Raw genomic sequence first — 25,312 nt, 5'->3', positions numbered from 1 at the left:
TCCGTGCCATATTCGCAATCCAATCAGTAATAGCGGAGGACTACTGACCGGAATCCCTGGGTCGGCCCAGACGGTTTACCTCGGCGAGTCGCAATTTCTCCTCCCTTACGTGCACGGCCGGATCGAGCGACCCCGGCTTCTCGACACCGCCAGGCCGTGCACGGCCGGCCGAGCTACGCCCCGGCGAAGAACGCCTCGATCGCCGCCGACAGCGCGAACGGGTCATTGACGTGGCAGAGCTCCCTCGCCGAGTGCATCGAGAGCAGCGGCACACCGACATCGAGCGTGCGGATGCCGAGACGGGTCGCCGTGAGCGGACCGATGGTGCTGCCACACGGCACGGTGTTGTTCGACACGAATTCCTGCGCAACGACGCCCGCCCGCTCGCAAGCGCGTGCCCACAGGGCGGCACCGACGGCATCCGTCGCATAGCGCTGATTCGCGTTGATCTTCAGCAGCGGTCCTCCCCCGGCGACGGGCCGGTTGGTGGGGTCGTGACGCTCCGAATAGTTCGGGTGCACCGAGTGCCCGGCGTCCGCCGAGAGACACCAGGAGGCGGCGTAGGCCTGCAGCTGTTCCGACGGGGTCGCCCCGAGGTTGCCGCTGATGCGGGTGAGAATGTCGGACAGCAGCGGCCCGCTGGCTCCCGACCGTGACTCGGAGCCGAGCTCCTCATGGTCGAAGGCGGCGAGCACACTGATGTGCCTGCTCTCCGGGGTGCCGCCCGCTGCCGCATCACCAGACACAGCATCGTTCGGCGCGGCGCTCGTCGTGTCGGCCAGCAGCGCCAGCAGACCGGCGTGCACGCTCGTCAGGTTGTCCATGCGCCCGGCGGCGAACAGCGCACCGTTCTGGCCGAAGCGCGTCGGCGGAGCGGTATCGGCAGTCAGGATGTCGTAGCCGGCGACATCCGCTGCGGCGACCCCGGCGAGCGCGGCCAGGTGGCCGACGAGATCGGCCTCGGAGCTGTCACCGACCCCGAACACGGGCTGGAGGTGTCGCTGCCGGTCCAGCTTCAGACCGTCATTGACCTCACGGTCGAGATGGATGGCCAGCTGCGGGATGCGCAGATACGGCCCGGTGCGCACCAGATGCGTTTCGCCGTCGCGGGTGACGAGTCGCCCGGCGAGTTCGAGCTCGCGGTCAAGCCAGGAGTTGAGCAGCGGACCGCCGTAGACCTCGACGCCGGCCTGCAGCCAGCCGTGACTTTCGATGGTCGGCTTCGGCTTGAGCTTGAAGCCGGGCGAGTCGGTGTGCGCCCCCAGGATGCGAAAGGGTGTCGTCGGCGTGCACCCGGCCGGCTGGATCCAGGCGATGACGGCGCCGTCGCGCACGACATAGCGGCGGCCGGCGCCGGTTGGCCAGGCTTCGGCCTCATCGAGGCGGGTGAAGCCGGCGGCGTCGAGGCGTCGGGCGACCTCTTCTGCTGCGTGGTACGACGACGGGGACGCCGTGATGAATGCAGCGAAGTCGTCGATGTAGCCATCCACCGGTCGGGCAGCGAGATCAACGGTGCGGTCAACAGGGCGGTCGGTCGTGGCATTCATGCCTTCAATCCAACCACTCGGCGCGGATGCGGGCGTGCAGGTGGGGTCGCGCGCCCGGTCAGTAGGTGGGCGCGGCGGGCAATCCGAAGAACTCCTCGAGGGTCGACACCCCGGTGGAGTGGAGCTCCGCAGCCAGGTCGGTTCCGATGTAGCGAAAGTGCCACGGCTCGAATTCGTATCCGGTCACGCTCACCTTGTCGGCCGGGTAGCGCAGCAGGAATCCAAAGCGCCAGGCGTTCTCGGCCAGCCAGTGCCCCTCGGCGGAGTCGGCGAAACACACGTTGAGCCGGCAGATTCCGCTTTCTGCACCGATGTCGATCGTCAAACCGGTCTGGTGTTCACTCGTTCCGGGCCGTGCGGTGCTCTGGTCGGCGGAGGTGCGTCCCTTCGACGTCACTTCCTCGGTGTACACCTCGACCTGAGAGGCGTACGACCGGTACGCGCTGTTCGACTCCAGGCTGAGTCCCGCTTCACTGGTTGCCGCAGCGAACATTGTCTCGACCGCGACAGCTGCCTCCTGACGCAGGAGCGGCTTCCATGTGTGAGCGACTTTCACCTCGACGAGATCGGGCGGAGTGAAATCGACCGGAACTATCGGGCGCTGCTTGTTGACGATCACCCACGGGCTGGCCGGGTCGTCGAGAGAAAAGGCGGCGCGGTTGAATTCTCCGGCCGGATGCGCCGCAACTGTAGGTTTTGCCTCCGCACCGTGGCCTGCGTCCAGGAGGTTTCCGACGACCACGCCCAGCAGCACGACGACGACCAGGGCGAGCGAGGCTCCGGCAATAATGCGGTTGCGGCGCACTCGCGGCGAGAGTGTCGATTCAGCAGTCGGGGCGCCAGGTACCCTCGCGCTGACGCGTTCAGCCTCCGCGATCGCAGCGGGAACAGGTTCGGCGAGCGCTGGCTCCGCGAGAACCGGCTCGCCGAGAACAGGTTCGGCAGGAACCGGCTCGACAGGAGCAGCTTCGGCGAGCGCCGGCTCGGCACGGACAGGCGCGCCGGCATCAGGCTCAGCAGCCACCGGCTCAGTTGGCGAAGACTCAGCAGGGACGAGCTCAATGGGCAAAGCCTCAGCGGCAACCGGCTCAGCCAGCACAGACTCGGGCGGCCCGGCCACCGGGTCGGCGATCCCCGGTTTCTCAAAGCGAGAAATCCCCATGCGGGGAATCTCGGGGCGAGTCGGCGAAGTCATTTCTTTGAGCCTAGCGACGCTCCTCTCCGAACCCGGCTTTGATTCGACCACCCCCTTGGGTGTCGCGATATTCGACCCTACGATGAGTGCATGTCAACGATGATCTTCGTCAACCTGCCGGTGCAGAGTCTCCAGCGCTCGACTGATTTCTGGAGCGCCCTTGGCTTTTCGTTCAACCCCCAGTTCACCGACGAGAATGCCACCTGCCTTGTCATCGACGAGGACCACATCTACGCGATGCTTCTCGTGCCCGACTTCTTTCAGACGTTCACCAGCCGTCAGATTGCCGACACGGCCACGACGATCGAGTCGATGATCGCGCTGAGCGCCGAGAGCCGCGAGGCCGTGGACACGATGGCGGATGCCGCGCTCGCGAACGGCGGAAGCCCGGCCGGCGATGCCCAGGACTTCGGCTACATGTACGGCCGCAGCTTTCTCGACCCCGACGGTCACCACTGGGATGTCACCTGGATGGATTTGAACGCGGCTCCCGCCGGCTGACGCCTACGGTCGGCCGGCTACAGTTCAGCTGGTCGTGGTCAAAAATCCGTCCGGGCCGGACGAAGAGATCACGGCGTTCCGCGATCGCGATCTGGCAGCGCTCGATCACCCGAATATGTTCCTCGATGCCGCCTACTGCAAAGCGAGGGTGAAGCACAGAATGGCGCCCCGGCGTTCGTCGCTGCCGTCGGTATCACCATCGACGGGCGCCGAGAAGCGCCCGGTTTTGATGTCGGCCGTGAATGAGGCCTCGAAAGCCAGCTTCGTCCGGGTCGACTGGTCACTCACGCAACCGCTCGACCCGGACGGATCCCCCCCGGTGCAGGTTGGCGCGATCAGACAGGTGTCGGGCCTCGACGACTGTTCGTGAGTTCCTGGAATCGCCCGAACGCTTCCGTCTTTCGCCGCTCGAGGACCCGGTCGGCGCCGCGGTGCAGGTCGATGAGCCCCATGTGGATGAACCACTCGTCGGGGGTGGTGAGATCGTTTCGCCAGAGCCAGTCGACGAGGGTGAAGAATGGGAACCACGTGTAACCGACCAGGGGCATCCCTTCCGCGCGTAGGGCATCGATCTCGGCGACGGACTCACCCAGCCAGTCCACGCGGGACTGCACGGATCCGCCGCGGGAGGTCTCCGTCACTGCGAGCGGTAGCTGGTAACGCTCCGAGTACAGGGTGAGTAAATCTCGGAGGCCGATCGTTCCTGCCTCGACCGGAACGGTCACGCCGTCGACATATCGGACAGTCGTGAAGCCCGGGTAGTAATTGACTCCCACCACGTCTGGCTTTACGGCGTTGGTTTGGAACCAGCCGAAATCCGCGTCAGTGACACCGTGTTCCACGAGGTATTCGCGGAGGGGATGATTTTCGTCCACACGGCCCATGGTCAGGTCGAGGGAAAGAAAACGGCGTTCGAGGAGGATCTCGAGGGGCAGAGGAGTCTCGTCGCCCTCCCACCGGAATCCGGCGTCGACGGAAACGATCCGGGCTGCCGGGTTCGCTTCAAGGATCCTCTGTTGAGTGCGCACCATCCCCCGCGAAAGTGCGATCATCAGCTTCACGAATCCGTCTTGGCCCGAAAGATAGGGAGGCCAGGTTGCGGTCTCGCCGCAATACTGCGCATTAATGACGGGCTCGTTCAGGGGAGTGAAGTCATCCCAGACGCCTTTGTACCGGGCGGCGACGTGATGAGCGTATGAGGCGATGCGTTCGGGGTACGACGCGTTGAGGAATTGGTTCTCGAGCCACATCGGTGTCCCGTAGTGCATGAGGTCAACGACTACGCGCAGGCCGATCTCCTGCGTGTATGCGGCCACCTCGTCGAGCCAGCGCCAGTCGAACTCCCCCGGTCGCGGTTCGACCAGGAACCACGGGATTCCCCACCGCAGGAACTGCGCGCCTGCTTCCGCGGCGAGTCCGAGGTCTTCTCGCCAGTGCTCATAGTGCTGGGTCAGTTCGTATTCATCTAGGCGTCGTTGGCCGATGCGTTCCTGTGGAACGAATGTGTCTTCGATCCCTACACCGAAGTGCAGCGAGCCGTCATTCATCCAATGCTGTGCGGACACGGCATCCTTTCTTGTGGTGTCGGCGCTCATTTGAGGCCTGTTGTGGCGATTCCGGCGACGAAGCTGCGCTGGATGAGAAGGAAGAAGACGATGACGGGCAGCAGGGCGAGCAGGGAGCCCGCCATGAGCAGTCCGTACTCCACTACGTGCTGCCCCATGAACAGCGAGAGGCCCGCAGGGAGAGTGGCCGATTGGACATCGGCGGACATGATCAGCGGCCACAGCAAGTCGTTCCAGTTGTACTGGAAGTGGAACAATCCCAGTGTCAGCAGCGCGGGCTTTGCCAAAGGCATGATGATGCGGGAGTAGATGCGCCACTCGCTGGCACCGTCAACACGGGCGGCCTCTTCGAGGTCCTTCGGGAGAGACAGGAAGAACTGCCGGAGGAAGAAGATTCCGAAGGCGTTGGTCATCCTCGGGATGATCATTCCGGGGAGGGTGTTTGTGAGGCCGATGCTATTGAGCAGGTCGTAAAGCGGGATAAGGGTCACCTGGAACGGGAGCATCAGCAGGATGAGAATCACGACGAGTACGACGCCGCTTCCCCGGAACTGCAGCCGAGCCAGTGCGTAGGCGGCCATAGAGTCGAAGAACAAGGAGATGACCGTTACCGAGCCGGCGAAGATGATTGTGTTCAGATACAGCCGGGCGAACGGGATTCGCTCCCATACCTGTACGAAGTGCTCCAGTGTGAGTTCGCGAGGCCACAGCGTTGGCGGGTAGCTGACGATGTCGGACTCGGGTTTGAACGCTGTGAACGCCATCCACACTATTGGTAGCAACACAGCGAGTGCGATAATTATCCCCGCGATGGCCGTGATCCATTTGGCGATCGTTCGGGTGCTCAGGTATGAGCGATTCTTGGCCGTGGTCATCAGTACTTCACCTCCCGGCGCTGAAAGAATACGTATTGGATCATCGAAAGCAGGAACACGAACACGAGCAGGACCCAGGAGATCGCGGCCCCGTATCCGAAGCGCAGTTCTTGGAACCCCTCCCGGTAGATCAGCATCACGAGAGTCTCGGTGCGGAAGAAGGGGCCACCGTGCGTCATGACGTAGATCTGGTCGAACGCCTGCAGCGTCGCGATGAGGGCTAGGACGGAGACCAACATGGTCTGGTTGGAGAGCAGTGGGAGCGTCACGTTGCGAAAGCGCTGCCACGCGTTTGCCCCGTCTAGGCGCGCGGCCTCGCGGAGCTCCCCCGGGATGGATTGAAGGCCCGCGAGGAAGATGACCATGTAGAAGCCGACGTTCTTCCACACGCCCACGAACATGACGGCGGGCATCGCCCATCGCGGGTCACTGAGGATGCCTTGCTCGGCGACGAAGCCGATCTGGCCGAGCCAGTAGGAGAGCAGGCCGATGTTGGGATCGAGGAGGAAAGTCCATGCAATTGCGATGATTCCGAGCGACACGATGAACGGTAGGAAAATCGACGTTCGGACGAAGGCCCGTCCGACGAACTGCCGGTCGAGGAAGACGGCCAAAACCAGGGCGAGGATGACCGTCACGGGCGTCACCACGGCTGCATAGAGAATTGTGTTCCAGAATGCGTTCCAGAATGCCGGGTCGCCAAAGAGTTCGGTGTAGTTGTCGAGCCCCACCCATTCCGCAGCGCGGATGAGATTGTAGTCGGTGAGCGACAGGTAGCCTGCCTGGATCATTGGATAGAGGGTGAAAGCGGTCAGGATGATGAGCGAGGGGGCAAGGAACAGCCAGGCCGTCATCGCTTTGCGTGACGGGCCTCGCCGCACCGCTCTGGGAACAGTCGTCATGGATTCATTTCCGTAGGGCTGGTGGGGCCGCGCCGGGCGCATCCCCACCAGCGAGTGGTGGCGCGACTATTTTTTGTCGAGCTCCGCCTGGACCTGTTTCGACGCCTCGGTGAACAGGTCATCGACGGTTCCTTCGCCGTTCAGTGCCTTCTGCAACGCCGGCTCAAAGATGGTCGTCGTGATCGTTCCGCCAGCGGCGACACCGGCAAGTAACACCTTGGAGTTGTCGATGATCTCAGGAGCTCCGAAGATGGACGGGTAGGGGTTTTCCGTGATCTCGCTCGCGATGTCCGAACGGGTCGGAGGGAAGCCGGAACCTTCTGCCCAGGTCTTCTGGCCTTCTTGGGAGTTCCAGTAGGCAAAGAACTCGTAGGCGGCCTGCTTCGTCGTCTCGTCCGCTGAGGTTGGAATGGACATGGAGACCACATCGGCCAACGTGATCGCGTCGGTCGGTCCGGCGAATGCCCGAGCGAGGCCGAAATTCAATCCGGCATCATTGAATCCGGCTGTCATCCATGGGCCGACGATCTCGATGGCGGCCTTGCCAGTCGTGAACAGCTTGTCGGCATCAGCACCCGCGAGCCCAATGGGCGAAGCTTTCTGCTCCCTCACCAGGTCCACCCAGAAGTTGAGCGCGTCGAGAGAGCCTTCGGAGCCAAGTTCGGATGTCTTCCCGTCGTCGGAGACGACACCGCCACCGGCATTCCAGAGGAAGGGCTGATACATCGGAACCGTCTCATGGTCCGCGAGGGCAATCGCGTACTGTTCCGGCTTGCCGTCACCGTTCTCGTCGACGGTGAGCTTCGGCACCATCTCGGCGAATTCGTCCCAGGTAGTCGGGGGCTTCTCGGGGTCGAGCCCCGCAGCGGTGAAGAGGTCCTTGTTGTAGTACATCAGCATCGTGGCGATGTTAACCGGGACCCCGTAGTTCTTGCCGTCGTACATTGACGCGTCAACTGCTGCCGTCGCGAGCGCCTCCGAATCGAAATCAGCGTTGTCGTAGTAGTCGTCGAGTGGCTGATACAGGCCCTCGTCGATGTACTGGGGTAGTCGCGACGCGGACATGGCCACGATGTCGGGTCCGTCCTTGCCCGCCGCGGCGGTCAGCACCTTCTGGTACAGCGTGTCCCAGGGCATGATATTCGTCTTGACGGTGACCCGATCCTGCGATGTGTTGAAGTCGTCGACGACTTTCTGGAGGGCGGGGCCGTCGGGGCCCGTGAAGCCATTCCAGAAGTCGAGCGTTACTTTCGCGTCCGGATCGTTCGCACCCTTCGATTGAGTGCCTCCACCCGTGCATCCGCTCATCGTGAGCGCCATGGTTGCCGCGATGCTTACGCCGGCGACGAGCACCGACCGCCTCCGCTTGCGCGGACTGAGGTATCTCTTCATCTGTTTCTCCTTTGAATTTCCGTTCAACGTTGAACGGAATGAATGCCTCCATTTATACCGTGTTCGGTAATCGTTGGACAAGTCCTTTTTTTTCTGACATGGTAATCGTTGAATGGAGGCGGGCGACCGGTCCCCTCGGCATAAGAGGAGCAAAGTGGGAAAGATAACTCTGAGGGACGTTGGTGAACACGTCGGCGTTTCGGCAAAGACTGTTTCTAATGTGGTGAACGGTACCGGCTGGGTCAAGGACGACCTCAAACTCCGGGTCCGCGCTGCCATAGTCGAACTTGGCTATCGCCCGAATGCTGCGGCGAGACAATTACGAAGCGGGCGCAGCGGGATGATCGCACTGGCCCTTCCCGATCTGGCCCAGCCGTATTTCGCCGAGCTCGCCTCCGCGATGGTGCGTGCTGCAGAGGAACGTTCGATCACCGTCCTGATTAGCCAGACAAACGGGCAAGCGGATGCGGAACGACGCATCAGCGATGGTGTTGGCATCCCGGTCATGGACGGCTTGATTTTGAGCGCCCTCGCCTTGAGTGTCGATGACCTGACGACTCGTCTCGACTCGACCCCGATCGTCCTGCTCGGAGAGCACATCGGCGTGAGCCCCTTCCCCCACGTGACCGTGGACAACGCTGCGGCCGCACGCGCAGCGACAGAGCACCTTCTCGCAATCGGTTGTCGCCGAATAGCCGCGATCGGCGCGCAGTCCGTGGCTCCGAAAGAAACTGCCGACCTTCGACTCGCCGGCTATCGCGCCGCACTGGCGGCAGCGGGCATCCCCTCGGACGACAGATTGGTGTGCATCGTGGACAAGTTCCAGCGGGCGGACGGAGCAGCTGCCGCAGACGCTCTCATCGCCAGCGGAGTCGAATTCGATGCGGTGTTTGCCTTCAATGACCTGCTCGCGTTGGGCGCGATGCACGCTCTGGCCGAGCACGGCATTCGGGTGCCCGAAGACGTGGCTGTTGTCGGCTTCGATGACATTGACGAGGGACGGTTCGCGTCTCCGTCACTTACGACAGTTTCGCCGGACAAAGACGCGATCGCTCGCGCCGCACTTGACTTGCTCCTCGAAGCCGACGGCCTCGACGGTGAAGCAAACCCGTCGGCAACCGCCGTTCCCACAACAACAATCCCGTTCCAGATCGTGAAGCGAGCCAGCGCATGACAAATCCACCCACCCCCACCGCGTCAGCTCAGGACGGCACTTACCCGCGCCCGCAACTCATGCGACCGAATTGGCGCGAATTGGATGGGCAGTGGGACTTCGGATTCGGTACAGACCCGATTCAAACGCACACCTCCGCCATATTCGACAAGTCCATTCTGGTTCCGTTCCCTCCCGAGTCGCCCGCCTCCGGGATCGGCGACACCGGGTACCATCTCGTCGCCTGGTACCGGCGTACATTCTCGGCACTCGATCTCAAAGAAGCCGGTCAGCGAGAGGGCCACGATCGGGTGCTCCTGCATTTTGGAGCCGTGGACTGGGCCGCTGATGTTTGGCTGAACGACGAATTCCTCGGCCGTCATGAGGGCGGCCAGTCTCCGTTCTCATTCGACATCTCTGACTCGATCGCCACCGCGGGCAGCAATACGCTCGTGGTGCGAGCGGTCGATGACCCGCACGACGTGTCCGTCCCCCGCGGAAAGCAAGACTGGAAGGAAGCTCCGCATTCCATCTGGTATCACCGCACGACCGGCATCTGGCAACCGGTGTGGCTAGAGGCCGTCCCGCCGATCCGCGTCGCCGAGCTGACTTGGGAGACTTCCATTCCCACGGCGAGTGTCGATCTGGAACTGAGCCTGAATCAGTACCCGGAGAGCGACACGTGGGCAAAGGTGACGCTCGCCTTCGACGGAGAGGTACTCGGAGAGGCTCGATTCCACCTGCTCGAGCGCACCTCACAACTCCGTCTCAGCATCGGCCGGCAACGCAACGGCCAGCAGTATGAGGAGCTCCTCTGGAGCCCTGAACACCCCCGGCTCATCGACGCCAACGTGACCATCGAACGATCTGAGGCGATCCTCGACTCTGTATCGAGTTACCTCGGGCTGAGATCGGTCGCCACTTCACACCGTCAATTCTTGCTGAATGACCGCCCGTATTACATGCGTTCCGTACTCTCGCAGAACTACTGGCCCGAATCGCATCTGGCAGCACCCGACGCCGGCGCTCTACGGCGGGAAGTGGAGCTAATCAAGGAGCTCGGTTTCAACGCCGCCCGAGTACATCAGAAGGCAGAAGATCCGCGATTCCTATACTGGGCCGACAAGTTGGGCTTGCTCGTGTGGGGTGAGACAGCCAGCGCTTACGAATTCAACGCCCGCGCGATCGGCGCCCTCACGACCGAATGGATGGAGCTCGTCAAACGGGATCGTTCACATCCCTCAATCGTCGCGTGGGTACCACTCAACGAAAGTTGGGGCGTTCAGCACATCTCTCACGACACGCAGCAGCAGGCATTCAGTCGTGCGATAAGCGACCTCACCCGCGCTCTCGATTCGACACGGCCCGTCATATCCAACGATGGCTGGGAGCACACGGCGTCCGACATCTGGACGATCCATGACTACGACACGGATCCCGATTCGCTCGCCACGCGTTACGGGTCCGCCGATACACTGGCCAATCTCCTTGACGGGTACGGGACAGCAGGAAGACGAATCTCAATAACCCAAGAAGACTCCGGCCAACCGATCATGCTGACCGAGTTCGGTGGCGTGAGCTACGTCGACGGTGAGGTCGAAGGTTCCTGGGGCTACAGCTCGGCAAATGATCTCACTGAATTTGAAATGCAGATCAGGTCCCAGCTTCAGGCGGTCTATTCTTCCCCCATCCTCGCGGGGTTCTGCTATACACAGCTCACTGACACCGGGCAAGAAACGAATGGACTGCTGTGGGCCGACCGCACAGCGAAACTACCCATCGAACGGTTGCGCCGCGCAATTCTTGGAGAAGAATAGCTATCGTCGGCGCACTAGAGCACAGTCAGATTCATCGGCCCAGGCGACCAGGTTCTACCGCCGGGCACCGTCGGGCGAAGAAGTAGAGATCCTGCCCGGGCAGGGCAGGGCACACATCGAGTGAACGCTCGACGATAGCCCGTACGGCGTCGGGACTCAGGAAGACCCAGGCTGACTGTCACCGGCACCTGCCAAGCTAGTGAGATGACCGACACACGCGCATCCGCCCTCGCCGTCTTGCGCACATTGGTCGGGCGTTCCGATGCCGACTTTCACGAGGGTCAGTTCGAGGCCATCGAGACCCTGGTCGATCAGCGGCGCCGTGCCCTCGTCGTGCAGCGCACCGGCTGGGGAAAGTCGGCGGTGTACTTCGTCGCCACCCTGCTACTGCGCCAGCGCGGCGCCGGCCCGACGATTCTGGTGTCTCCGCTGCTCGCACTGATGCGAGATCAGGTGGCCGCCGCCGCCCGTGCCGGCGTGCGCGCCGTGTCGATCAACTCGTCGAACGCCCACGAGTGGGGCGAGGTACTGCAGGCACTGGCCAACGATGAGGTCGACGTGCTGTTGGTCTCCCCCGAGCGCCTGAACAACCCGAGTTTTCGCGACAACCAGCTCCCCGCCTTGATCAGTCGGGTCGGCCTGTTGGTCGTCGACGAGGCCCACTGCATCTCGGATTGGGGCCACGACTTTCGCCCGGACTACCGCCGCCTGCGCGATCTCATCGCCGAGATGCCGGCCGGAGTGCCGGTGCTGGCCACGACGGCGACCGCCAACAGCCGGGTGGTGCAGGATGTCGCCGAACAACTCGACAGCGCCGCCCACGACAGCGCCGCCCACGCCAGCGCCACGCACGCCACGAAGCAGCCCGGCACTCAGACGTCCGGAACCGAGCAGCCCAACACCGCAGTCGTGACAATTCGCGGTCCGCTCGCCCGGGCTTCCCTGCGCCTGGGCGTCTTGCGGCTTCCTGACGCGAAGGCACGCCTGGCCTGGCTGCTCACCCACCTCAGCGAGCTTCCGGGCAGCGGCATCATCTACACCCTCACTGTCTCGGCGGCCGAAGACACTGCTCGGCTGCTGCGGGACGCCGGGCATGCCGTGCGCGCCTACACCGGGCAGACCGACACCGCAGAGCGCGAGCAATCCGAGCAGATGCTCAAAAACAACGAGGTGAAAGCCCTCGTCGCCACCAGCGCGCTCGGGATGGGCTTCGACAAGCCAGACCTCGGCTTCGTGCTGCACCTCGGTGCCCCCTCGTCGCCGGTCGCCTACTACCAACAGGTCGGCCGTGCCGGTCGTGCCACCGACAACGCCGATGTGCTGTTGCTGCCTGGCCCAGAAGACGAGGCGATCTGGCAGTACTTCGCCACCGCGTCGATGCCCAACCAGGTGAAGGCTGAGGCCGTGATCGACGCCCTCCTCGCGAACGGCGACGCTCCACTGTCCACCCCGGCGCTCGAGGCCAGAGTCGATCTGCGGCGCACCCCGCTTGAACTGCTGCTCAAGGTGCTCGATGTCGACGGGGCTGTGCGCCGCGTGACCGGCGGCTGGGTTGCCACCGGCACACCGTGGGTCTACGACCGCGATCGGTATGAGCGCATCAGCGCAGCACGAGTGGCCGAACAACGTTCGATGATCGACTACGAACAGACGTCCGGATGCCGGATGGAATTCTTGCAACGTGCCCTCGACGACGAGACCGCCGTGGCCTGTGGCCGCTGCGACAATTGCGCAGCGCCCTGGTACCCCGCTGGTCTCAGCGCCGAGGCCGCTGCCGCAGCGGCCCAGTCGCTCGATCGGGTCGGTGTGCAGATCGAACCGCGCGCCCAATGGCCGACCGGAGTCGCCAGCCTCGGCGTGAATGTGCGCGGCAACATTCCACCAGCTGAGCGATTGGCCCCCGGGCGCGCGCTGGCCCGGCTGACCGACCTCGGCTGGGGTGGTGCACTGCGTGATCTGTTCAGCCCGCCGGCAACCGGAGAGAGTGCTGCACCTGTGGGCCAGAGCCCGACGGATGCCCCGGCGAGTCCGGCCATGCTTGCCGCGTGCATTCGCGTGCTCGCCGACTGGAACTGGGACGAACGCCCTGCCGCGATCGTCACGGTGCCGAGTCGTCGGCATCCACTGCTGATCGAGTCGGTGGCGCGCACGTTTTCAGAGGCAGGGCGTCTGCCCTGGCTCGGTGCGCTCGAGCACGCGGGCGGCGGACCCACCGGAACATCGGGCGGCAATAGCGCCTACCGGCTCTCGAATGTCTGGGACCGTTTCGTCGTCGGATCGGAGTTGGCCGCGGCGCTGGAGGCCTACGCCGGGCGCCCGATTTTGCTCGTCGATGACATTGCCGACAGCCGCTGGACGCTCACCGTCACCGGGCGCGCGCTTCGCCGGGGCGGGGCATCCGCTGTGCTGCCATTCACTCTCGCGGTGCGTTCGTGATCCCGTCGTCGCGAGTGTTCTGAGCGGGAGCGATCTGAGCGACGGGAAGAGGATTTCCGTCGGTGTGCCGCGGGAGCGTCTTTCCGCGAAAGTAGTCGGAATTCACCGCCCACCAGACGAGCATCACGACGACGCCGATCACCATGGCGCCGATTCCGACGACCGCGACGGCGCCGATTCCGAAGATCGTGACGTTGTCGCCGTTCTCGTCGACCAGCCAGTCCGGCAACGCATATTGCTGCAACCCATAGATAAAGACGGCGGTGAGCATGAGTCCGCCGAGCAGTGGGAAGAGCCCGCGCATGATCACGTTCCTGAACGACGACCACATCGTTTTTCGGTAGTACCAAGCGCATGCGAAGCCAGTCAGACCGTAGTAGAACGCAATCATCAGACCGATCGAGCCGATCAGCGCCCCGAGCAGCTGAATGCTGATCAGGGTGAAGAGCACGTAGAAACCAATCGAAGCAATCCCCATCGCGATCGTCGACCACGTTGGGGTGAGAAACTTCGGGTGGATACGCGCGAACTTCTCGGGGAGCGCCCGGAACACGGCCATCGACAAGGTGGTGCGTGCCGTCGGCAGAATCGTGGTCTGGGTCGACGCGGCCGCCGACGTCAGGATCGACAGCGCGAGCAGCAACGCAGCGGCATGGCCGAGCGCGCTGCTTCCGAAGAGCGCCGGACCGATCGCCGAGAAGACGTCGGCGGCGTTGGTCTCATTGCCGAGCCCGATTCCGCCCGTGCCGACACCGGCGAACGCGACAGCTGCGACAGTGACGAGGGCATAGGTGCCGAGAAGCAGCAGCGTGCTGATCACCGCCGCACGACCCGGCGTTTTGGTGGGATTCTCGGTCTCCTCATTGATCGAGACCGCGGTGTCCCACCCCCAGTAGATGAAGATCGCGGTCAGCACCGCTGGTGCGATCACACTGCCGAAGTCGAGCGTGAATGGGTTGAACCAGTCGAGGCTCGGAACGAGCGAATACGATTCAGCGGTGCCCGTGTAGACCCGCACGAGAGCGAAGAGTGAGAACAGCACGAGGACGATCACCTCAACGCTGAGCAGCACATATTGGATGCGCGCCGAGAGTTCGATACCGCGATAACAGATGTAGGTCATCACAGCGATCCAGATCACCCCGGCGACCGTCGACCACAGCGGGTCGTTGGCCAGGTCGGCGACCCCGGTGAGCCCGAGATCGCCGGCGAAGATGAACGAGTACGAACCGGCCACCTGGGCCAGGTTCGCCATGACGATCACATCGGCGGCGACGATGCCCCAGCCACCCAGCCAGCCGGTGATCGGGCCGAACGCGCGGGTTCCCCAGGTAAACGTGGTTCCGCAGTCGGGCTCTGCCTTGTTGAGTTCCTGATAGGCGACTGCGATCAGATACATCGGGATGAACGCGAGAATCACAATTCCGGGCGCTTTGACACCGGCGAGCAGGGCGCCGCCGCTGGCCACGATGAATCCCAGGCTTGCGGCCAGGCTGTAGGCCGGTGCCGTGGAGGCGACGCCGATGACCACGCTGGAGAGCAGGCTGAGGGCGCCGCCCTTCAACCCTTTGCTGTCGACCTGTTCAGGTTGAGGAACGGTGGCTGTCATCGGGAACTCCCAACGCCGGCGGCGGCTAGAGGCCGTGAACCTACGCCAAAACGGTCGTTCGGGTGAGCGATCTGGCTAAATACCGGTTTACCCCTGTTTCAGCCGGTGCGCACCTGCGGCAACTCACGAGCTCAGCTCGCTGCAAACAGTGCTGCAGCGACCATCCCGACCCAGTAGAGAGCCGCCGACAGTGCGAGAGTCGCTGCCACAGCAATTCCCGCCTTGTGCCATGCTGTCGTGCGAGTACGCAGGCGGCGACCCAAGGCTCCAACCATGTGCCCCTCCTCAGTTCCTTGCCCGCTGGCGGTGATCTGTGCCCTCCGAAACGGGTCGTTCAACGTCTCATCTGACCGACGCATATCGCGATAGCTGCGGGTTTGCCGGTCAAACTTCTCGTGAAGATACCGCACCAGGTCGGGCAGGTCGGCGAGTTGCCCCGGCTTCGAATAGGCGTGCGCCGGGGCATAGATCAGAACACGGTTGTCAACGATCTCCAGGTCGCAGCCATCGGCGGCATCCATGAGTCGACCCAGAACGTCAGGGGAAAACACGTAGAGCGCATCAACTTCATACCCGGCGGGGCAGTAGAGAGTGAACCGGCTCTGAAAGTCGCCTTCCACCGCGAGTCGTTGGCTTTCCTTCACTGCGATGCCCAGATTCTTCAGCACGTTCCCGGTGGTGCTGAGGAGAACCATGTTCGGAATGGGGCGCGGCAGCGGAAGCATGATGAGTTTCATGCCCCGCAGCCGCCGCCCACGCGCTGAGACTCTGGAGTAGAGAAAGGGGACATCGGCAGCGAGCGCGTCAATGACGTCCCGCATCACCACATTTCTCGTACTCCGAAAGAGCAACCCGGAAACCGGCGGGTTGAGGACACTGTCCCGAAAAACGTACCCTCGCTCAGCGCAAAACGCCGCCGCCTGCCGAGACAGGGCTGTGCGGGCGGAGGATCTCCTCACTAAGCCTTTCCACCGAGGCGGCGGATGACCTCCACCAGTCTCTCGTTGTCTTCATACTGAACTTCCTTGGCCTGCTGGTCACCGAGCCCGCCCTCGATCGAGCGCTCGTACGACAGCATCACCTTGTACTTGGTACCGCCCACGATCAACTGAGGCATGGGAACCATGGAGTACATGAGTCCCTTTTTGAGTTGCACCGAGGCCAAGGGCGCGCTGTCGATCAGGTCCCCGTTCTCCCGAAACAAACCAAGGTGGCCTTCAGAAATGACCACCCTGCCGCGCTTGGCGTGAATCTTCATACCGGACGAGATGGTCGCCCACGGCCCGCTGTCAAACTCCGGCGTGGTTGAGTTCAAGGGATCCCCCATAAGTTTCTGCTTTCTTCTTCGACGTTGCAGTAGAACGCCGTACCAATAAAATGCCAGCGGAGGGATGCCTCCATCGGCGAGGCCTGAGCATACCCGACCGATGCGGAACGACGTTTCCTCACCTCAGCCGAGTGTCAGCAACATCCTGACCCACGACAACTAGACGACGATACTGCTGTCGCCACGCTCACTGACGACGATCGCAAGCTTCGCCGGGATCTGTTCCTTCATCGAGTCGACATGGCTGATCAGACCGATCGTGCGCCCGCGGGTGCGGAGGCTGTCGAGGGTGCTCATCGCCGTCTCCAGGGTCTCCGCATCGAGCGAACCGAACCCCTCGTCGACGAAAAGCGTGTCCAGAGCAATGCCGCCCGCCTGCTGCGACACCACCTCGGCCAGCCCGAGCGCCAGCGCGAGCGAGGCCAAGAACGTTTCGCCACCCGACAAGGAGTGCGTGGGCCTGGCCCGACCGGTGTGCGCATCGCGGATGGCCAGGCCGAGCCCGGACTGGGCGCCCCGAAACTGCAGCGAGTCGTCATGCTCGAGCAGGTAGCGGCCGCCGGTCATCGTGCGCAGGCGCTGGTTGGCCGCCGCAATGATCTCCTCCAGCTGAGCGGCCAGCACATACGTTTCGAGCCGCATCCGTTTGGTGTTGGGCTCGTCGCCGTGCACGACTGCAGCGAGTTCGCGCACCTGGGTCTGGGTGTGAAGCAGGGTGTCGGATGCATCGAACTGGGCAATCGCATCGGCAACCAGGGCCCCGATCTGACGCGCTCGCTCGAGGAGAGTGCTCGCGATGGAGCGAGCCTTGTCGCGTTCGACGGCTGCCGCGTTGGCAGCGCCGCGTGCCGCCTCCACGTCGACCAGAGTCGTCGCAAGCTCGGCGATGCCCGGCTCCTGCAGAATCGACTTCACGACCGCGAGCTCGTCGTCGTATCGACGCAGAATGTCGTGCTGCTCGGCGATGTCATCGTCGGACACCCGGGCGGCACGCACTGCCTCCTGGTCGGCGAACCCTTCGAGATGAAGCTGCGCGTTCAACTCCGAGACCGCGAGCTCGTGCGCGACCTGGCGTTGATCGCAGAGTGTGTCGGCGTCAAGGATTCGACGCGCTGCATCGAGCTCGCTCTGCAACCGCGCCACTCGCTTGGTGACGGTTTCGAACTCGCCCCGGTGGTCGGCCACACGTGCAACGATCGTCGCGCGCTGGCTGCGCAGCGTGGTGACGAGCGCGGATGCCGCATCGCGGGTTGCCTGCACGTCGACAAGCTCGGTGTGGGCGAGCGCGAGCTCGGCACGCAGGGTGACGAGCCGACGTTCGAGACGCGCGACGTCGTCACGCGCGGCCAGAGCCTGTTCGAGCGTGGCCAGAGCGCCCTCATGCTCGGCGTTCCATTGCTCTGGCGTCTTATCGTTAGCGCGGGTGCGCGCTTCGGCCAACGCCAACGCCGTGGATTGAACGACCTCATGGGCCGCATCGAGCGCGGACTGGGCGTCGACCTGGGCGGCGCGCGCGAGCTCAATGTCTTGCTCGCCAACCGGCAGAGCAGTTCTGGTCGCGGGGGCCGGGTGCGCCGTCGATCCGCACACTGCACAGCCCTGACCGTCGACCAGATCGGCGGCCAATTCTGCGGCATGGCCGGCAAGACGCCGATCGAGCAGATCGTCGTATGCCGTGGCAGCGGCACGATTTGCCGCACTCGCGGTTTTTTCGCTCTGCTGGGCCCGTTCGAGAACAGGTTCGAGGCGCCGCACCGTGTCGGCGGCGACTCCCTCCCGGTCGAGCCGTGCGAGTTCGGCCCGCGCTTCAGCTTCCCGGGCGGCCGCAAGCGCTGCCTCCGCACGCTGCGCTGTCGCGGTGTCGACGCGCCCCGGAAGCTCGGCGAGAGCAGTTTGCACCCGGGCCAGCGCCTCAGAATGCTCAGCCAGTCGAGTTTCGGCGACGTCGACATCGTGATCAAGCGCGGGCACGAGCTTCTCGGCAGCCAGGACATCGTGCAGTGAACCTTGGAGCCCCACAATCTCGTCGATGGTGCTCTGCAGGCCGGCAGGACTCACTCGTTCGGGCGACTCGCCGAGTTGAAGCCAGAGCTCTCGCGCTGCGGCCTCGTTGGCCAGGGCCCGCGCCCGAGCGCTTTCGGCCTCGGCCAAGGCACGAATCTGCGGCATGACCCGCGCCGCACGCTGGGCGTCGGCCGATCTCGCCCGAAGATCATCGATCTCGGCCCGGCGACTCTCGAGAGATTCATGCGTGAGCCGGGCGGCATCCCTGCGCTCCTGTCGGCTGCGCAGAATGGTGCGCAGCTGAAGGTCGTCGGACGCCGTCGCGAACGCCGCATCTGCTGCGACAGCTGTGGCTGTTGCCACGACGCACTCGGCGGCAAGCTCAGCTTCAACTGTCTCGAACCATTCACGTGTCGGTGAGTCCGGTGGGCTCTCGTGCTCAAGCTGGTGAGCGATGGTGGAGGCGAACCCGCCGATCTGCTGCTGAAGGGTGCTGATCTGCTCGCCCAGCACTTTGCGCCTGGCGAGCAACTCAGATTCAAAGCGTTCGAAACGTGCGGTGCCGAACAACGTGCGCAGCACGGCACGGCGGTCGTCGGTCTTGGCGAGGAGAAACTTTTGGAACCGGTTCTGAGCGAGCAGGATCACCTGCAAAAACTGATCTTGCTTCAGCGGAAGAATGCGGCTGAGCTCGAGACCGACGTCGACGGGGCGCGCTGCGATGCCGCGCCATCCGTCACCGTGCGCTGTAGCGCTGGGCGCTGCGTGCGACGCAGCGGGCGACGTAGCGGGTGACGCGGCGCTGTCGTCGCGCACGTCGAGTCGCGCGTCAGGCTGTGACGTCGTCGTTCCGCCGCCTCGCTTCTTTGCCCGGTCGTAGCGTGGCGTGCGATAGATGCGATAGTCGGTCTCCCCCATCGCGAACTCGAGTTCGACGAAAGTGGGGTCATCTGGTTCGCAGTGGTCGCTGCGCAGCTGCGACTCGGTGCCGTCGTACCGCGGCACGCTGGCGTAGAGCGCAAAACAGATGGCGTCGAGAATGCTGCTCTTGCCTGCACCGGTCTTGCCGGTGATCAAGAAGATGCCGTCGTCGTCGAAGCGTTCGAAGTCGATCAGTTGCTCGTCTTTGTACGGCCCGAACCCGGCGATGCGCAGTCTCTTGATTTTCATTCGACGCCCTCGTCGGTCGGAGTATGCACCGTGGCGAGAACCTCGGCCACCAGCCTGCGTTCGAACTCGCTCGGGCCGACACCGTTGCGCACCAGCTCGAGAAAGCTGGCGACGATGTCGGGGTCGGTCTGAGCCTTGATGCGCTCGGCATAGCTGATCGACCGCTCGTCGACGACGATGGCCGGGCGATGGTCGAGAGCGACACAGTAGGGAAAGCGCGCCTGCAGCTTGCGCATCGCGTCGAGGGGGCGCACCTGGTCGGTCAGGATGGCCGACACCCAGTTGCCTTCGACGCCGGCATGGGCGTCGTCGGTGAGCAGCTGGTCAAGCTCGCCGATGATCACCGACAGCGGGCGCGGGATCGGCAGGTCGATCCAGTTGACGCCGGCCAGTCCGTCGGCGTCGAGCTCCACCAGCCAGCCTCCTCGGGGTTTGCCGGCTTCGGAAAAGGAGTAGTGCAGCGGCGCCCCCGAATAGCGCACCCGTTCGCTGAGGGTGGAACGCCCATGAATATGCCCCAGCGCCACATAATCGGGCCCATCGAACACGCTCGCGGGCACGAGATCGAGCCCGCCGGCGCTGATGTCCCGTTCGACATCGCTGGCGTTGACTCCCGCGGCAAAACAGTGCGAAAGAACGACCGAACGGCCGCCGTACGCGGCAATGTCGTCTCTGACCTGCTGCATCGCGAAGCCGAGTACCTGTTCGTGCGTGCGCAGTTCGACGTCGGGATGGTGGTGGCGAATCAACGCGGGCTCGAGATAAGGGATGCCATAGAACCGCACCGGGCCATGCGCATCCGTCACGACGATCGGCTCACGGTACTGATCGTGACGGGTGACCACGTGGATGCCGGCGAGCCCGGCCCACTCAGACTGAAAACCGAGTCGAGCGGCCGAGTCATGGTTTCCGCTGGTCATCACCACTGTCGCTCCGGCGTCGCGCAGTGCCCGTAACGCGCCAGACAGCACCGTGTAGCTCTCGGCCGACGGCACGGCGGAATCGAAGACGTCGCCGGCCACCGCGACAACGTCGATCTGGTGGCTGCGCACCACGTCGACAAGCCCGTCGAGCACCAGGCGCAGGTGACCGACGGTCGAGTGCGTGTGGAAGGTGCGACCGATGTGCCAGTCAGACGTGTGAAGGATCTTCATGCTTCTCACGCTAGCGCCGACCCCTGACAGACTGTCGCCGACAGGCGGGCCTCCGGCGGCGTGCGGGATCGAAGACGCGCAAAGCGCGTTACTTGCGCGTCGTCTTCTCGATGCTCATCACCAGGATGACGCGATCGGCTTTGTCAGCCGGCGCTGGGGTGTGCGGGTTGCCGTAGCGCTGGCCGAGGTGCACGTAGAAGTCACCCTCCGGGTCGGCGATCACATCGATCAAGCGGCCGCGCACCTCGAGGAAGCGCATAGGGTCGGCCGGATCGAGAACCAGCACCGTCATCGCCGGGTTGAGCTGCAGGTTGCGAAATTTCACCCGCTGTGTGGTGTGAGTGAATCTGATTGTCTCGCCGTCGAATTCAAACCACATCGGGTTCACCTGCACCGCGCCATCCGGCCGGATCGAGCCGAGACTGGCGAAATGCGGCTCGGTGAGCAGGTCGAGCAGGTCAGTGGGGATTGTCTTCGTCATACTCAGATACAACCAGCATCTGACGATTTTCTTCCACGGCCCACCTGTCGATCACATACTGGTCCCCGTAGACGGCCGCATCCACCGAGCCAGGCGATCATCAGCCGAGCACGTCTTCAAGCGTGCGCGGTTCGTGACCGGTCAGACGGCGCACGTCGTCGGTGATGCGGGCGAGCTCCCCGTCTGCGATTGCCGTGTAGGTGCTCACCCAGGCCTCCACCTGCCAGGCCGGAGCGCCGTAGTGCGCCCGCGACGCGTATGCCTCGTCCTGGGTCTCATTGATGAACGTGAACTGACGGCCGGTGGCGGCGGATGCCCGGCGCGCGACATCGCCGAGGCTCAGCGCTTCGCCCCCGGTCAGTTCGTAGATCGTGTCGCTGTGCTGCTCGGGGTGTTCGAGCACGGCCACCGCAGCATCCGCGACGTCGGCCCTGGCCACGGCAGCAGTCACGCCGTCCCCGGAGGGTCCCCGAATGACGCCGTTCTCGTCGGCGAAGTGCGGCAGCAGATCGAGGTAGAAGTTGTCGCGGAGAAACGTGTAGCCGAGGCCCGAATCGCGAATGGCGTCTTCGGTCGCGCCATGGTCCCGTGCGAGCGTGAAGCCGGCGGCGTGACCGGCGCCGACGAACGAGGTGTAGACGATGTGCCGCACGCCGGCTCGAGTCGCTGCCGCAACGAAGGTCAGGTGCTCGTTGACCCGATCGGCCGACTCGTGGGCGGACACCATGAACACCACGTCGACTCCGGCGAGCGCTTTCTCGACGGCCTCGCCGTCGCCATACGTGGCGATGGCGACCTGGGCATCCGCGATCCGGGGAGCACGCGCGGTATCGCGCACAATCAGGCGCAGCCGATGCCCCTGACGCGCCAGTTCGGATGCAACCCGCCCGCCGATGTGTCCCGTCGATCCCGTTACCGCGATTGTTGTCATGCTGCCGTCTCCTTCGTCCCGAAATCATCTCGCAGCTGGGTCGGTCTATGTGAGGACGCTACACCCCCACAATGGGGTTGGTGCCACAGCGCGATGTCGGCCACTCTCGGAGTATCGGCAGCACGACAGGGGAACACAGATGACAGCTCAACCCGGATACGTCGCGCCAGCCGGCTGGTACATCGATCCGACGACATCTCTTCACTTGCGCTGGTGGAGCGGTCTCGCCTGGACAGAGCACGTCGCTCCGATCCCCGATGTCGCGGCCGCTCCTGATGAGTACTCGGCGGATGCCGCGGCGCTCCCCCACAGTTCGGCCGGAGGCATCGAGGCTGCGACTGCGGCTGCGGCTGCCACTGCCACTGCCACTGCCGTCGACGGTGCCCTCCCGCCTCCGCCGGTTCCTCGGTTTGCGCCGGTTTCGTCGTACGGCTGGGAGCGTGAGGAGAGCAAGTCAGAGGTGGCCCCGCGCTGGACCCTTCCGGTCGGACACGGGCCCGAGTTCACTGCGCTCCCGAGCAAGTGGGGCAGCGTCTCGGTCTGGGTGATCTCGTTCTCCCCATGGCTGTCAGTTGTGGGGTTCTTCGCCCTGGCCACACTTGAGGGAGTGCGCGCGCCGCTCTGGCTCCAGTGGACCGCTTTCGCGCTGCCCTGGCTGATCACACTGGCTGCGGCTCAGCGCGACGTGAAACGGCTCCGCATCTGGGGCCACCGCAACATCGCCTCCTGGGCATGGGCGCTGCTCGGCGCGCCCGCGTACCTCATCGCCCGCACCGTCGTGCTTCGGCGCAATACCGGAATCGGTTCTGCCCCTCTCTGGGTGTGGATCGCCAACTTTCTTCTGGTGGTCGGGCTGGTTCTCTTTCTCGTCGTGGTCTTCGCAGCGGTGTTCGCGTCGCTGTACGGAACCGGGTTCGACGGCACGCAGTTTTGACCTCAGCCTGCCGTCGATGATTCTCGGTGAGGCCCTCGTTTAGCCGGTGGTCGCTGCATTCAGACTCGCTGAAGTCGGTGCCGCTATCTTGGAAGCCACCAACTGAAGGAGCGACACCATGGGCTGGCTCGATCGAATCCTCGGACGCGAGGAAACACCTGCGCACGCCGGGCGCCAGACAGCGCGTGGTCCTGCGCGCTCCGACGATGACATTGCCATCGAACGGTACCGATACCTGCTGCGCACAGCACCGCCTGAAACGATCGAGGAAGTGCACCTCGAAGCATTCTCACAGCTGACGCCTGCCCAGCGGGATCTTCTGTTCGAGCAGCTCAGAGCGGATGCGTCGGCCAGTGAGCGCCCGACGACGAGCGACCCGGCGAGCCTCGCGCAGGCGGCGACTCGCTCCGAGCTGCGTAACCCCGGTTCGATGGAGCGCACGCTCGGCGCGGCCGGCCAGCGGGGCGGCGGAATGGGCTTCGGCGGCACCTTCGCGAGCTCGCTCCTCGGCACCGTGACCGGGTTCGTCATCGGCTCCGCAATCGCCTCGGCCTTGATGCCCGATGCGAGTGACTCAGCCGACGCCGACGCCGGCAGCGGCGACGGAGGCGACGGAGACACGTCCGGCGACGCCAACGCCGATGGTGGCGGCTACGGCGATTCCGGTGGTGGAGACGTTGGTGGCGGCGACTTTGGTGGCGGCGACTTCGGCGGCGGAGACTTCGGCGGCGGCGACTTCGGCGGCGGAGGCGACTTCGGCTTCTAGTCGCTCCTGCGGCCGGGCGGGCCGACCCGTCCGTTCGAGCGCACTACTGGTCAGCCGACAAGACCTCATAGCTGGCCTGAGTGAAGCCGGCACCGAGCTCGCGGGTTGCCAGGAGACGCAGATGAATCCGCTCATCGAGCGGACCGAACAGTGGCGTGCCACGACCGAGCAACACCGGAGCGCGCGTCAGAGTCATCTCACTGATCAACCCTCGCGCCAGGAACGCCCGAATCGTCTGCCCACCGTCGACATAGACCCGCTTCACGCCCTCTCGTTCCAGCGTCGCCACCACACCGTCGAGATCGGCGTGCACTGTCGTGTTGGGCGCGACCGGAGTGCCAGCGGCGCCAGGGCCGCCGTCAGCTCCGAGCGTGCGGCTGAGCACCAGAACCCGTTTTCCGGCATAGGGCCACTCGCCGAACCCCAGCACCGTTTCGAACGTCTTGCGTCCGATCACGAGCGCATCGACCGACGCGAAAAACTCGTCATAGCCCGTCTCACCGAGGGTGTCGTTCTCATCGGTGAGCCAGTCAAGCTCGCCATTCTCGCCGGCGATGAAACCGTCAAGACTCGTTGCGATGAAAACGGATGCCACAAAGTTCGCTGTCATGACACACACGCTACCTGGCCCCTCCGACACGCTCCGAAATCCTGCTGCGCCTGCTCGACGGCGGCTAGTCCCAGAAACCGAGGTGCGGTGCTGCTGCTTCCTCGTGCAGCGCCGGTCCGACAACAATCGTGTCGCGCTGCCCGGCCGCAAAGACCGTGCGGCACGGCAGGCTCATCGTCGGGTTCTCGGGGTTCGAGCCGGTCATCGCCATCAGTTCGTGCTCCCCCAGCGCATAGACAACCCGGCCAACGCCGGCCCAGTACATCGCGCCAGAACACATCGCGCAGGGTTCACAGCTCGTATAGAGAGTGAAATCGCGCAGTTCAGCCGGCGTGTAGCGGTGCGACGCCAAACGGATGAGCGCGGTCTCCGCGTGTGCCGTGCAATCGCCATCCGTGGTGACCGAGTTCTCGGCCTCCAACACGATTCTGCCATCGGCATCCGTCAGAACCGCCCCGAAAGGGTGGTTGCCGTGCGCCACCGCGCGGGTGGCCACTGCGATCGCCTCGCGCAGCCGTTCGAGGTCGAGCTCGGTCGGCTGCGACGAGGACAGGGACGACGCCGACGCGGCTGCGGACGAGGCGGCGGACGAGGCTGCGGCGCTCACGCGTGTGCTGCGCCGGTCTCGACCGGACGACCCTCGGCCTGCCAGGCCGAGATTCCGCCGTCGACGTTGATCGCGTCGAATCCCTGCTGCTCGAGGTAGGCGGTGACCTTGGCGCTTCGTCCCCCGGCGTGGCAGAGCACGTACAGGGTGTCCTCGCGCGGCACCTCGGCCAGTCGGTTGGCGAACTCGCTCATCGGAATATGTGTCGACCCGGCCAGGTGCGCCTCGGCATACTCGCCGTCTTCGCGCACATCGAGCACGAGTGCGGCGCTGCCGAGCGCCGCGAGTTCCGAGGCTGTGATTTCCTGCATGGTCGAGCCTTTCTCCAAGCTATTG

The 25,312-nt window shown here is 64.2% G+C and carries 23 protein-coding genes; 7 read left to right on the top strand and 16 right to left on the bottom strand.

All coding sequences use genetic code 11. From position 1 onward, the window contains the following. Positions 1-173: 173 nt before the first annotated feature. On the bottom strand, positions 174-1,547 hold the full coding sequence (locus ABD791_RS20540; RefSeq protein ID WP_345069773.1) for a M18 family aminopeptidase: 1,374 nt from the start codon (positions 1,545-1,547) through the stop codon (positions 174-176). A 58-nt stretch (positions 1,548-1,605) separates the two neighbouring features. Beyond that, positions 1,606-2,742, bottom strand: coding sequence for a D-alanyl-D-alanine carboxypeptidase family protein (locus tag ABD791_RS20535; RefSeq protein WP_345069771.1), 1,137 nt, complete (start codon positions 2,740-2,742; stop codon positions 1,606-1,608). 90 nt (positions 2,743-2,832) lie between these two features. Here ABD791_RS20535 and ABD791_RS20530 point away from each other — a divergent pair, with 90 nt between their 5' ends. Next, positions 2,833-3,243: a VOC family protein gene (locus ABD791_RS20530; RefSeq protein WP_345069770.1), complete on the top strand. Its 411-nt coding sequence runs from the start codon at positions 2,833-2,835 to the stop codon at positions 3,241-3,243. 34 nt (positions 3,244-3,277) lie between these two features. Further along, positions 3,278-3,613, top strand: coding sequence for a hypothetical protein (locus ABD791_RS20525; RefSeq protein WP_345069768.1), 336 nt, complete (start codon positions 3,278-3,280; stop codon positions 3,611-3,613). Here the strand turns inward: ABD791_RS20525 and ABD791_RS20520 are convergent. The 4 genes from ABD791_RS20520 to ABD791_RS20505 all read right to left on the bottom strand — a co-directional run bounded on the left by ABD791_RS20520 (position 3,579) and on the right by ABD791_RS20505 (position 7,977). After that, positions 3,579-4,808, bottom strand: a complete 1,230-nt coding sequence (locus tag ABD791_RS20520; protein ID WP_345069767.1) for a family 1 glycosylhydrolase — start codon at positions 4,806-4,808, stop codon at positions 3,579-3,581. The two genes, ABD791_RS20525 and ABD791_RS20520, sit on opposite strands and share 35 nt — an antisense overlap. Before the next feature lie 26 nt (positions 4,809-4,834). Beyond that, entirely contained in the window at positions 4,835-5,683 is an 849-nt protein-coding gene (locus ABD791_RS20515; RefSeq protein ID WP_345069766.1) for a carbohydrate ABC transporter permease, read from the bottom strand. Continuing rightward, complete coding sequence (locus tag ABD791_RS20510; protein WP_345069765.1) at positions 5,683-6,585, bottom strand: carbohydrate ABC transporter permease; 903 nt, start codon at positions 6,583-6,585, stop codon at positions 5,683-5,685. Before ABD791_RS20510 ends, ABD791_RS20515 begins: the two co-directional genes overlap by 1 nt. 66 nt (positions 6,586-6,651) lie before the next feature. Next, on the bottom strand, positions 6,652-7,977 hold the full coding sequence (locus ABD791_RS20505; RefSeq protein WP_345069764.1) for an ABC transporter substrate-binding protein: 1,326 nt from the start codon (positions 7,975-7,977) through the stop codon (positions 6,652-6,654). Between the two features lie 112 nt (positions 7,978-8,089). Between ABD791_RS20505 and ABD791_RS20500 the strand changes: the two genes are divergently transcribed. From ABD791_RS20500 to ABD791_RS20490, 3 genes are all read left to right on the top strand, one after another. Continuing rightward, a complete protein-coding gene (locus ABD791_RS20500; protein WP_345069763.1) occupies positions 8,090-9,151 on the top strand; it encodes a LacI family DNA-binding transcriptional regulator in 1,062 nt (353 codons plus the stop codon). Continuing rightward, entirely contained in the window at positions 9,148-10,947 is a 1,800-nt protein-coding gene (locus tag ABD791_RS20495; RefSeq protein WP_345069762.1) for a glycoside hydrolase family 2 protein, read from the top strand. The genes ABD791_RS20500 and ABD791_RS20495 overlap by 4 nt, the downstream gene beginning before the upstream one ends. Positions 10,948-11,151: 204 nt before the next feature. Next, positions 11,152-13,383, top strand: coding sequence for a RecQ family ATP-dependent DNA helicase (locus tag ABD791_RS20490; protein ID WP_345069760.1), 2,232 nt, complete (start codon positions 11,152-11,154; stop codon positions 13,381-13,383). Here the strand turns inward: ABD791_RS20490 and ABD791_RS20485 are convergent. The 7 genes from ABD791_RS20485 to ABD791_RS20455 form a co-directional block, all read right to left on the bottom strand. Then, the gene (locus ABD791_RS20485; RefSeq protein WP_345069759.1) at positions 13,361-14,992 is read right to left on the bottom strand and encodes an APC family permease; all 1,632 of its coding nucleotides are present in this window, start codon (positions 14,990-14,992) and stop codon (positions 13,361-13,363) included. The genes ABD791_RS20490 and ABD791_RS20485 overlap by 23 nt on opposite strands. Positions 14,993-15,123: 131 nt before the next feature. Beyond that, positions 15,124-15,813 (bottom strand): hypothetical protein, encoded by a 690-nt coding sequence (locus tag ABD791_RS20480; protein ID WP_345069758.1) that lies wholly within the window; start codon positions 15,811-15,813, stop codon positions 15,124-15,126. A gap of 137 nt (positions 15,814-15,950) precedes the next feature. After that, the gene (locus ABD791_RS20475; RefSeq protein WP_345069756.1) at positions 15,951-16,319 is read right to left on the bottom strand and encodes a hypothetical protein; all 369 of its coding nucleotides are present in this window, start codon (positions 16,317-16,319) and stop codon (positions 15,951-15,953) included. Positions 16,320-16,478: 159 nt separating this feature from the next. Then, the gene (locus ABD791_RS20470; protein WP_345069754.1) at positions 16,479-19,493 is read right to left on the bottom strand and encodes an AAA family ATPase; all 3,015 of its coding nucleotides are present in this window, start codon (positions 19,491-19,493) and stop codon (positions 16,479-16,481) included. Continuing rightward, positions 19,490-20,647, bottom strand: coding sequence for an exonuclease SbcCD subunit D (locus ABD791_RS20465; protein WP_345069753.1), 1,158 nt, complete (start codon positions 20,645-20,647; stop codon positions 19,490-19,492). Before ABD791_RS20465 ends, ABD791_RS20470 begins: the two co-directional genes overlap by 4 nt. A gap of 88 nt (positions 20,648-20,735) precedes the next feature. After that, on the bottom strand, positions 20,736-21,128 hold the full coding sequence (locus ABD791_RS20460) for a PPOX class F420-dependent oxidoreductase (protein ID WP_345069752.1): 393 nt from the start codon (positions 21,126-21,128) through the stop codon (positions 20,736-20,738). Positions 21,129-21,228: 100 nt separating this feature from the next. Continuing rightward, positions 21,229-22,059, bottom strand: a complete 831-nt coding sequence (locus tag ABD791_RS20455; protein WP_345069751.1) for an SDR family oxidoreductase — start codon at positions 22,057-22,059, stop codon at positions 21,229-21,231. A 139-nt stretch (positions 22,060-22,198) separates the two neighbouring features. On the opposite strand from ABD791_RS20455, the gene ABD791_RS20450 reads away from it, so the two are divergent. Both ABD791_RS20450 and ABD791_RS20445 read left to right on the top strand, forming a co-directional pair. Next, entirely contained in the window at positions 22,199-22,993 is a 795-nt protein-coding gene (locus ABD791_RS20450) for a DUF2510 domain-containing protein (RefSeq protein WP_345069750.1), read from the top strand. A 118-nt stretch (positions 22,994-23,111) separates the two neighbouring features. Further along, on the top strand, positions 23,112-23,759 hold the full coding sequence (locus ABD791_RS20445; protein ID WP_345069749.1) for a hypothetical protein: 648 nt from the start codon (positions 23,112-23,114) through the stop codon (positions 23,757-23,759). A gap of 43 nt (positions 23,760-23,802) precedes the next feature. Here the strand turns inward: ABD791_RS20445 and ABD791_RS20440 are convergent, their stop codons facing one another. The 3 genes from ABD791_RS20440 to ABD791_RS20430 form a co-directional block, all read right to left on the bottom strand. Next, a complete protein-coding gene (locus ABD791_RS20440) occupies positions 23,803-24,369 on the bottom strand; it encodes a dihydrofolate reductase family protein (RefSeq protein WP_345069747.1) in 567 nt (188 codons plus the stop codon). 64 nt (positions 24,370-24,433) lie between these two features. Continuing rightward, entirely contained in the window at positions 24,434-24,976 is a 543-nt protein-coding gene (locus ABD791_RS20435; protein ID WP_345069746.1) for a nucleoside deaminase, read from the bottom strand. Continuing rightward, on the bottom strand, positions 24,973-25,287 hold the full coding sequence (locus ABD791_RS20430) for a rhodanese-like domain-containing protein (RefSeq protein ID WP_345069745.1): 315 nt from the start codon (positions 25,285-25,287) through the stop codon (positions 24,973-24,975). The genes ABD791_RS20435 and ABD791_RS20430 overlap by 4 nt, the downstream gene beginning before the upstream one ends. Positions 25,288-25,312 lie beyond the last annotated feature (25 nt).

This window comes from Glaciibacter kafniensis, assembly GCF_039538945.1.
Taxonomy (GTDB): Bacteria; Actinomycetota; Actinomycetes; order Actinomycetales; family Microbacteriaceae; genus Cryobacterium; species Cryobacterium kafniensis.
This window is presented reverse-complemented; position numbering and strand designations above follow the sequence as displayed.